We start from the raw sequence: 867 nt of genomic DNA, 5'->3' as shown, positions 1-867 counted from the left end.
GGCTCTTGTGATGTAGGTGTGGGTGGTTTGAGCGTGGCGTAGGGCGCAACGCCGGTGTCTCGCTTAAGGTTTGGTTTGCGAAGACTAGACCTGAAGGAGTCCGGCGTTGCGCGTGCCCAGTGTAGTGCAGAAGGTGTTGTCGATCCCAGCGGTCGTGGAGGACGTGTCGTTCGAGGAGATCGATGGCCGGGAGGTGCTGGTGGTCGATGTGCGTGCGTATGCCCGGGCCCGGTCGCGGTGCGCGGAGTGTGGGCGCCGCTGCCCGGGCTATGACCAGGCGCCGACCGCACGTCGGTGGCGTCATCTTGATGTCGCCGGCCGCCAGTGCGTGCTGCGGGCGTCGTTGCGGCGCGTGCGCTGCGAGGAGCACGGTGTGGTGACCGAGGCGGTGCCGTGGGCTCGTGCGCGCACCCGGTTCACGCGCGCGTTTGATGACATGGTGGCGTGGCTGGCCGCGCACTCGACGATCTCGGCGGTCGCCGAGTTCACGCGGGTGGCCTGGCGCACCGTCTCGGCGATCGTGGAGCGGGTCGTCGATGAGCATTTCGCCGGCGTGGACCGTCTGGAAGGGCTGGTCAACATCGGGATCGATGAGATCGCCTACCGCAAGGGACACCGCTACCTGACGGTGGTCATCAACCATGACACCGGGCTGGTCGTGTGGGCGGCCGAGGGCCGCGACAGCGCTACGGTGCGCCGGTTCTTCGACGCGTTGGGGCCCGAGCGCACCGCATGCATCGAGAAGGTTTCTGCTGATGGGGCCGAGTGGATCTGGTCGGTGATCACCGAGCAGGCACCGGAGGCGGTGCAGTGCTTGGACATGTTCCACATGATTCAGTGGGCCGGGTCGATGGTCGACAAGGTTCG

General features: G+C 66.7%; 1 protein-coding gene. It reads left to right on the top strand.

Annotated elements, in window-relative coordinates; translation table 11 throughout:
• Positions 1–112: 112 nt before the first annotated feature.
• Positions 113–867, top strand: a 755-nt coding sequence (locus ACPXB3_RS22385) for a transposase (RefSeq protein ID WP_425729842.1), incomplete at its 3' end; no start/stop codon positions are given.

This window comes from Gordonia sp. DT219 (assembly GCF_049847065.1).
Taxonomy (GTDB): domain Bacteria; phylum Actinomycetota; class Actinomycetes; order Mycobacteriales; family Mycobacteriaceae; genus Gordonia.
The sequence above is the reverse complement of the archived record's forward strand: the minus strand, read 5'-3'. Positions and strand labels throughout refer to the sequence as shown.